At 74.4% G+C, this 7,697-nt stretch carries 7 protein-coding genes; 2 read left to right on the top strand and 5 right to left on the bottom strand.

Translation table 11 applies throughout. The annotated features are described in order from the left end of the window. Positions 1 to 109: 109 nt before the first annotated feature. From IH13_RS0132320 to IH13_RS0132300, 5 genes are all read right to left on the bottom strand, one after another. On the bottom strand, positions 110 to 1,609 hold the full coding sequence (locus IH13_RS0132320) for a phytoene desaturase family protein (RefSeq protein WP_031090041.1): 1,500 nt from the start codon (positions 1,607 to 1,609) through the stop codon (positions 110 to 112). Between the two features lie 61 nt (positions 1,610 to 1,670). Beyond that, the gene (locus IH13_RS0132315; protein ID WP_031090039.1) at positions 1,671 to 2,279 is read right to left on the bottom strand and encodes a DUF4126 domain-containing protein; all 609 of its coding nucleotides are present in this window, start codon (positions 2,277 to 2,279) and stop codon (positions 1,671 to 1,673) included. 355 nt (positions 2,280 to 2,634) lie between these two features. Further along, positions 2,635 to 3,246: a TetR/AcrR family transcriptional regulator gene (locus tag IH13_RS0132310; RefSeq protein ID WP_031090037.1), complete on the bottom strand. Its 612-nt coding sequence runs from the start codon at positions 3,244 to 3,246 to the stop codon at positions 2,635 to 2,637. Between the two features lie 29 nt (positions 3,247 to 3,275). After that, a complete protein-coding gene (locus IH13_RS0132305; protein WP_031090035.1) occupies positions 3,276 to 5,372 on the bottom strand; it encodes a YhgE/Pip domain-containing protein in 2,097 nt (698 codons plus the stop codon). After that, complete coding sequence (locus IH13_RS0132300; RefSeq protein ID WP_031090034.1) at positions 5,344 to 6,168, bottom strand: ATP-binding cassette domain-containing protein; 825 nt, start codon at positions 6,166 to 6,168, stop codon at positions 5,344 to 5,346. Before IH13_RS0132300 ends, IH13_RS0132305 begins: the two co-directional genes overlap by 29 nt. A 168-nt stretch (positions 6,169 to 6,336) precedes the next feature. Here IH13_RS0132300 and IH13_RS0132295 point away from each other — a divergent pair, with 168 nt between their 5' ends. Beyond that, entirely contained in the window at positions 6,337 to 6,855 is a 519-nt protein-coding gene (locus IH13_RS0132295; protein ID WP_031090032.1) for an SAV_6107 family HEPN domain-containing protein, read from the top strand. 154 nt (positions 6,856 to 7,009) lie between these two features. Continuing rightward, on the top strand, positions 7,010 to 7,697 hold a 688-nt coding region (locus IH13_RS0132290; protein WP_031090030.1), incomplete at its 3' end, for a class I SAM-dependent methyltransferase.

Here is a 7,697-nt window from a genome sequence, read left to right as displayed (position 1 = left end):
CCCCCGGAGGCCCCCACCGCCCCCTACGGCAACGGTTACGACACCGGCCAGAACGAGCAGTACCGCTACTGACCCCGCCCGCCGGCCCCCGCCGGCGCCCCCGGGCGGCTCACCGGGAGCCGCGGAAGCCGTCGCCCTCCACGACGAGCCCGGCGACCAGCGCACCCGACATCCCGGCGTGCGGTGGTCCGCCACCGGGGTGCGCCCAGCCGCCCGCCAGATACAGGCCGGACAGCGCGGTGCGGTTCCCCGGACGCAGGAAGGCGCCCGCGGCCCCGGCCAGCGCGGGCGCGGGCACCGACCCTCCCGCGGCGCCGGTCTCGGCGGCGGTATCGGCCGGGGTGCGCACCTCGGCCCGGAGCACCCGCTCACGCAGACCGGGGACGGCCCGGGCGGCCCGGCCGGTCAGCACGTCCGCGAACCGCTCGCGGAGCGCGGGGTCCGTCCAGTCCACCGGACCCTGCGGGGCCACCGTCGCGGTCAGGGTCACCGCCTCGTGCGCCTCGTCCGGGCGGGTGGACGGATCGTCCGGCCGCAGCACGGTCACGGTCGGTACGCCGGCGACCCGGCCGCCGAACACCGCGTCCTGCTCGGCCGCCCGGTCCTCGCAGTGCACCACGGTGCGGTGCACCGCACCGGCCTCCCGGGCGCCGTGCAGCGACAGCATCACGACGAACCGGCCGGGCACCGCGGCCCGCCCGGCCGCCGGGCCGCCGGTCTCCCCCGCCTGACTCGGCATCAGCTCCGGGCGCGGCTGCGCACCGAGGACCACGTGGTCGGCGTCCGCGTACGTACCGTCCGCGAGCTCGACACCCGCCGCCCGGCCGTCCTTCTCCGCCACCCGCACCACCTCGGCGTCGAAGACGAACGACACCCGGCGGAGCACGCACCGCTCGTACAGGGCGCCGGCCAGCTCCCGCATCCCCCCGGAGACGTACCAGCTGCCGAACGTCTGCTCCATGTACGGCAGGAGGGCGGCGGCGGCCGGGGCGCGGCGCGGGTCCAGGCCATACGACAGGGCGTACCCGTCGAGCAGGGCCGCCAGGCGGGGATCGGCCAGTTCCCAGGCGCCGATCTGCGCGAGCGTCGTCGCCTGCCGGGCAGGCCGCAACAGCCGGCGCTGCCGCACCGCGGGGTAGGGGTCGCGGACCGGGGCATCGCCGTCGCGCAGCGGCTCCTCCAGCAGGGGCCGTCGCGACCGGTCCCACGCGGTGCCCGCCCGGTCCAGGAACTCGGCCCACCGGGTGCCCGCGCCCTCGCCGAGCGCACGGTCGAGGGCGCCGACCACCCCGGCGCGGCTGGCGTCGGGCAGCGACACCGCGGTGCCGTCCGCGAAGAGGTGGCGGCTCGCCGGGTCGACCTGTGTGAGCGTGACGCACCGCTCCAGCGGCTCCTTGCCCGTCTTCACGAACAGGTCGCGGTAGACCGCGGGCAGATGCAGCAGCGAGGGCCCGGTGTCGAAGACGAAGCCGTCACGGGCGTGCCGGCCGAGCGAGCCCCCGTACGTCCCCGACCGCTCGTACACCGTCACCCGATGGCCTGCCACGGCGAGCCGGACAGCGGCCGCCATCGCGCCCGTCCCGGCGCCGATCACCGCAATTCGTGCCATGACAGTGACTTTAGACCGTCCCGGTGAGGGGCACCCGGCCGCACGGGGTGCCCCCGGCGGCTCATCCGGGAGGGGGCTGCCCACCCGCCGCGGCCGGCCGCTTCCCGGCCCTGCGCTCCGCCCTGCCGCGCAGGAACCGGCGGATGCGGGAGACGAGGAACAGCACGACGACGACGCCGAGCGCCAGCAGCGTCCCGGCGGCCGCCACCGGGTGGAAGACGGCGAAGGTGATGACACCGGCCACGCCGAGGTCCTCCGCGACGCTCACCACGATGTTGCTGAAGGGTTCCGGAGAGGTGTTGACGGCCATCCTGGTGCCCGCCTTGACCAGGTGGCTCACCAGCGCGGTGGAACCGCCCACCGCGCCGGCCGCCAGCTCCGGCAGCGACCCGCCCTCGCCCGCCAGCAGTGCGGCGACGACGGCCCCGGCCACCGGGCGCACCACCGTGTGCACGGTGTCCCAGGCCGAGTCCAGGTACGGGATCTTGTCGGCCGCCGCCTCGCACAGGAAGAGCACCCCGGCGACGACCAGGACGTCGGGGCGCTGCAGTGCGTCGGGCACGTCGTCGGTGAGACCGGTCGCTCCGAAGAGGCCGAGCAGCAGGATCACGGCGTAGGCGTTGATCCCGCTCGCCCAGCCGCTCGTGAACACCAGGGGGAGTACGGACACGGACGCGATCGTAGCCAGTGGGGCCGGGCTCCGGGGGACGTCCCGTACACCCGCCCTGAGTATCCCTACCTAGGTACACAGATGAGTAGGGGAGCGGATGGGCCGCCACCCGCGCGGACGGAAGAGTGGGGACCACGGAAGGGGCACGGAGCCCGGACCGCCGGCACGGGGCGGCGGAACGGCACGGACCCGGACGCAACGGGGGTGCACGACGGGGAGCCCGCGGGCCACGAGGGAACACGGCCACGGGGGAGGGCTCTTCGCGACGCACGGATGCCGGGCCGGTGGTACCCGAGGGGGATTCGGGTACCACCGGCCCGGCGCCGTCCGCCCCCGCTCCCTGGCGGCGCGCCCCTCAGTGGCCGCTGACCCGTCCGCGCAGCAGCAGGGACAGGGCCGAGTGCACGTCGTCGATCGTGCGCTCGGGCTGGAACGCCTGCCAGTCCAGGGCCGCCACCAGCACCATCCCGACGAGCGCGGCGGCCGTCAGCTGGATGTCGATCTCCTCGCTCAGCTCGCCGCCCGCGACACCGTCGCGGAGTACGTCCTCGACGACGGCGACGGCCTCCTGCCGCACCACCAGGAGCGTCGACTGCCAGGCGCGGTTGGTGCGCCAGAGCTCGGCGACGTACAGCTGGGTGAAGGCCGGGTAGCGGTCGATGAAGTCCAGGCCGGCCCTGATCATGGCGTCCAGCGACTCCACGCGGCTGCCGCCCCGTGCGTCGGTCTCCTCGGCGGCGGAGCGCAGCGACTGGGTGAGCAGCCCGACACCGTGCCTCAGCAACTCCTCGAAGAGTTCGGTCTTGCTCTTGAAGTTGTAGTAGACCGTGCCTTTGGCGACCCCAGCCCGCTCGGCGATCTCGTCCACCGTGGTCGCCGAGAACCCCTTCTCCGCGATGAGGGTCACCGCCGCCTCGTAGAGCTTCTGCCGGGTCGCCCGGCGGCGCGTGGTGCTGCTGCTGTCCATGCCTCCGATTCTCACAGGTGCCGGCGCGCTCACAGGCTCAGCTCCGGGTGCAGCCGGGCGACGGTCCACACCTGCTTGCGCCGGGCGGCCAGGGCGGTCAGCGCCAGTGCCCCCGCCGTGAAGGCCGACAGCACCACGCAGCCCTGCCACACCGGGCCGAGGCCGCCGCCCGTGATGAGCCTGCGCAGTCCGTCCACGACGTACGTCATCGGCAGATAGGGGTGGATCGCCCCGAAGAAGCCCGGGCTGGTCTGGACGGGGTACGTACCGCCGGCCGAGGTCAGCTGGAGCATCAGCACCGCCAGGACCAGGATCCGGCCGGCCGCGCCGAAACGGGCGTTGAGCCACTGCACGATGGCGGCGAAGCAGCAGGTCACCAGGGCCAGGAAGCCCACCGTCCCGGCCGCGTGCGCCATCTGGAGCCCGAGCCGCCAGTGCAGTACGGACATCAGGGCGACGACCTGGAGCAGCCCGATCGCGACGACCGGCAGCCAGCCCGCGAAGGCGATCCGCCAGGCCGGCGCCCCGGGATGTGTATAAGAGACAGCCCGCCGGTTGAGCGGCTGGATCAGCATGTACGCCACCATCGAGCCCACCCAGAGCGAGAGCGGGATGAAGTACGGGGCGAACCCCGTCCCGTAGTTGGGGGCCGCGTGCAGCGACGAGGAGGCCAGCCGCACGGGGTCCGCCATGACGCCGGTGCGGGCGTCGCGGTCCTTCTCGTCGTAGTCGGGGATCTTCCCGACGCCGTCGTTCAGCCCCTGGGCGAGCGTCGCCGAACCGTCGCCGAGCCGGTACAGCCCGCTGTCCAGGTCCGTGGCGCCCGTCCTGAGCTTCTTGAGACCGGTGTCGAGGTCCTCGGCGCCGGACTTGGCGGTGCCCAGTCCGGTACGCAGGGCGTCTGCGCCCTTGGCGACCTCCTTCGCGCCGCTGTTGAGCGCGTTGATCTTCGAGACGGCGGACTCCAGGTCCGTGTCCAGGTGCGGCGCGCGCTCGGCGAGGGCGTCGGCCTGCTTCTCCAGCGTGGCCAGCTGCGCCCGGAGGCCGGCCAGGTCGCCGTTCTCCTCGGTGACCAGGGTGTTCACGTCGTCGGCCACCGCGGTGACGTCCTCGGCGGCCGTCTTCGCGCGCTTCAGGCCGGGGCAGACGGCGGCGTCGGGCTCGGCCTGCCCCTCGCAGCGGGTCCGGTAGACGCCGGCCAGGTCGTCGGAGGCCTGGTGGGCGGCGGTCGCCGCGGTGGGCGCCGCCTCGGCGAGCAGGCCGAGGTCCTCCCGTACGGTCCTGGAGGAGTCGGCGACCAGCCGGGCGGTGTCGCCGATCGCCTTGCCGTTGTCCTTCAGGAACGGCCGTACGTCGGCCGCCGCCTTGTTCACCTTGTCGGCGAGGGCCTGGGTGCCGTCGGCGACCTGCTGCGATCCCGTCCTCAGGTCCCCGGCACCCTCGTCGAGCCCGGCCAGGCCCGTGGACAGCCTGCCGCCGGCCGACTTGGCGTCCTTGAGCCCGTCGGCGAGGTCCTTGGACCCCTTCGTCGCCTTGGTGATGCCGCTCTCCAGGTCGTCGGCGCCCTTGGCCGCCTTCTCCGTCGCGTCGTGGAGATCGGAGAAGTCGATGAAGATGCGGTCGAGGAAGCCGCGCGAGGTCTTCGCCGACGCGGCACTGCGGACCTCGGAGAAGACGGAGCGGGAGATCTGCCCGACGATGTAGTTGTTGGCGTCGTTCGTGTGGACCTGCAGGGCCCCGGCCTCGGGGGAGTCGCCTCCGCTGGAGGCGATCCGCTCACTGAAGTCGGAGGGCATGGTCAGCGTCAGGTAGTACGTCCCGGCCTCCAGCCCCCTGCGGGCCTCCTCGCCGCTCACCTCGTGCCAGTCGAAGACCTCGGAGTCCAGCAGCCGGCCGGCGATCTCGTCCCCCGCGGCCAGCCGTTCGCCGTCGGCGCTCGTCCCCTTGTCTTCGTTGACCAGCGCGACCGGTATCCGGTCGAGCCGGCCGTAGGGGTCCCAGAACGACCAGAGGTACAGGGCGCCGTACAGCAGGGGCAGCAGCAGGAGCGCCACCAGGGCGGCACGCGGCAGCCGTCCCCTGCCGAACCGCTTCAGCTCAAGCGCGGCCAGTCCCGGTGCTCGCATCGGCGGCCTCCTTCCCGGTCGTGGTGGGGGCGTCCGTGGTGTCTGCGGCGTCCGTGCTGTCCGCCCCGCCTGCGGTACCGGCTGTGGTTGCGGGGGTGGCGCGCCGGTCGCCGGTTCGGACGGTGAGGGCGCCCTCGGGCGCTTCGCCGCACACCGCCAGCACCGTCGTGCCGTCGTCCGCGAGGGAGCGCAGCAGCTTCCACGCCTCGGCGCGTCCGGCGTCCGAGAGCTTGAGGTCGGCGTCGTCGACGGCCAGCAGCCGCGGGCGGCCCATCAGGGCCAGGGCGAGGGACAGCCGCAGCGCCTCCAGACGTTCCAGGTCGCGTACGGAGGTCCGTTCGGCCTTGGGCAGCGCCGTGAGGTCCAGCCCGGCGGCGTCCAGCGCCGAGTCCACCGCGGCCCGCGCGGCGGCACGCGCCGCGCGGGGACGGAACAGCGCGTGCAGCGAACCGTCGAAGCGGCGCCGCAGCAGCGCCCGTTCCCGCAGGTGTTCGGCGACGGTGAGGGCGGGGTCCAGCTCGTTGACCCCGGGCACCGGTCCGAGCGCGCTGATCGCGCGGACGGCGCCCGCCCGGCCGGGCAGGCGCAGCCCGTCCACCTCCGCGTGGCCCCGGGTGGGCCGCATGCGGCCGGTCAGAGCGAGCAGGAGACAGGTGCGCCCCGAGCCGGAGGGGCCCTCGACCGCGACGAGCGACCCGGGCGGGGCCTTCAGGTCCACGCCCTGGAAGACCCAGCCGCGAGGCCCCTTCAGCCCGAAGTCCTCCGCGCCGACCGCCGCGCCGTGCGGGCTCTCCACGGCCCCACCCCCTCATTTGTACTGACTGGTCAGTGCAAAAAGTTAGCGGGAGTTCGGCTGTGAAGCAAAGGCGCAGGCCAGAGCCGCTTTCTGAAGGATTGTCAGTGGCAGCCCCCACGATGGACACATACGGCCACGCGGCCGTCACCCGACGACAGGAGGTTCGTCATGGCCAGCTCATCCGCAGCCGCCGCCCCGCGGCGCCGCGCAGGCAGCCCTGCACCCTCACTGAACGGTCCGGCAACCGACGTCCACCCCGTCCTGCGCCGTGCGACGGCACCGCCCGCCGCGCTCGATCTGCTCGCCCAGGCCCGGGCGGGCATCGAGGAGGCGCGCACCCTCGGCGTACCGAACGAGAGGTACGCCACCGCGCACCTCGCCGCCCTGCGCACCGCGGCCGCCGTCCTGGCCGCCCGCGGCAGGCCCGGGGGCGGCAGGCGCCGGGAGAGGATCCGCAGCGCGTGGGAGGTCCTCCCGGACGTGGCACCCGAACTCGCCGAGTGGAGCGCCCTGTTCGCCTCCGGAGCCGACCGGCGGGCCCGTGCGGAAGCGGGACTGGAGGGCGCGGCCGACGGGTGCGACGCGGATCACCTGCTGCGCGACGCCGAGATGTTCCTGCGGCTGGTCGAGCGGCTGCTGGAGCTCCACCCGGTCCTTCCGCAGCCCCGGCGGGACCTTTCGGCATAGGCCGTGTCCGGCCCCCTCGGGCCGGCGCCGGGTACGGACCCGGCACGGGGGGCCGGGGCGGCGGTGGGAGGCAATAGGGTGGAGAGCACCGTTACCACCTGCACCGTTCACGCTCCGCCGTCCGTGGCGGCACCGTGCCGAGGAGTCAACTGCCGTGTCGGACCAGCTGCGCCCCCGAGCCTCCCTCCGTACCGCCGTGGTCTGGGAGGTCCTCAAGGACGCCCTCGACCGCCGGGTCGAGGCGGTCGGCAGGGACACCCTGGACGTGCTGGACACCGGTGGCGGCACCGGCAACTTCGCGGTGCCCGTCGCCCGGCTCGGCCACCGGGTCACCGTCGTCGACCCCAGCCCCAACGCCCTGTTCGCGCTGGAACGCCGCGCGGCCGAGGCCGGTGTCGCCGACCGGGTCCGCGGTGTGCAGGGGGACATCCTGGGGCTGTTCGAGGTGGTGGACCGCGCGGGCCACGACGCCGTCCTGTGCCACGGCGTCCTGGAGTACGTGGACGACCCCGCCCAGGGCGTACGCCACGCGGTCGACGCGCTTCGCCCGGGCGGAGCGCTCAGCCTGCTCGGCGCCGGACTCGGCGGGGCCGTCCTGGCCCGGGCGCTCGCCGGCCACTTCACGGAGGCGCGGCAGGCGCTGAAGGACCCGGCCGGGCGCTGGGGCGAGGGTGACCCGGTGCCCCGCAGGTTCACCGCCGAGCAGCTGACCGAGCTGGTCCTTGACGCGGGAGCCGAGGTCGGCGCGGTCCACGGCGTACGGGTCTTCGCCGACCTGGTCCCGGGCGCCCTGGTGGACACCGAACCGGGCGCGACGGAGGCGCTCCTCGCCCTTGAGGCGG

It is taken from the genome of Streptomyces sp. NRRL WC-3549 (genome assembly GCF_000721935.1).
In the GTDB taxonomy this organism is placed as follows: domain Bacteria; phylum Actinomycetota; class Actinomycetes; order Streptomycetales; family Streptomycetaceae; genus Streptomyces.
Note: the sequence above shows the minus strand (reverse complement) of the source record. Positions and strands in the feature narration are given on the sequence as shown.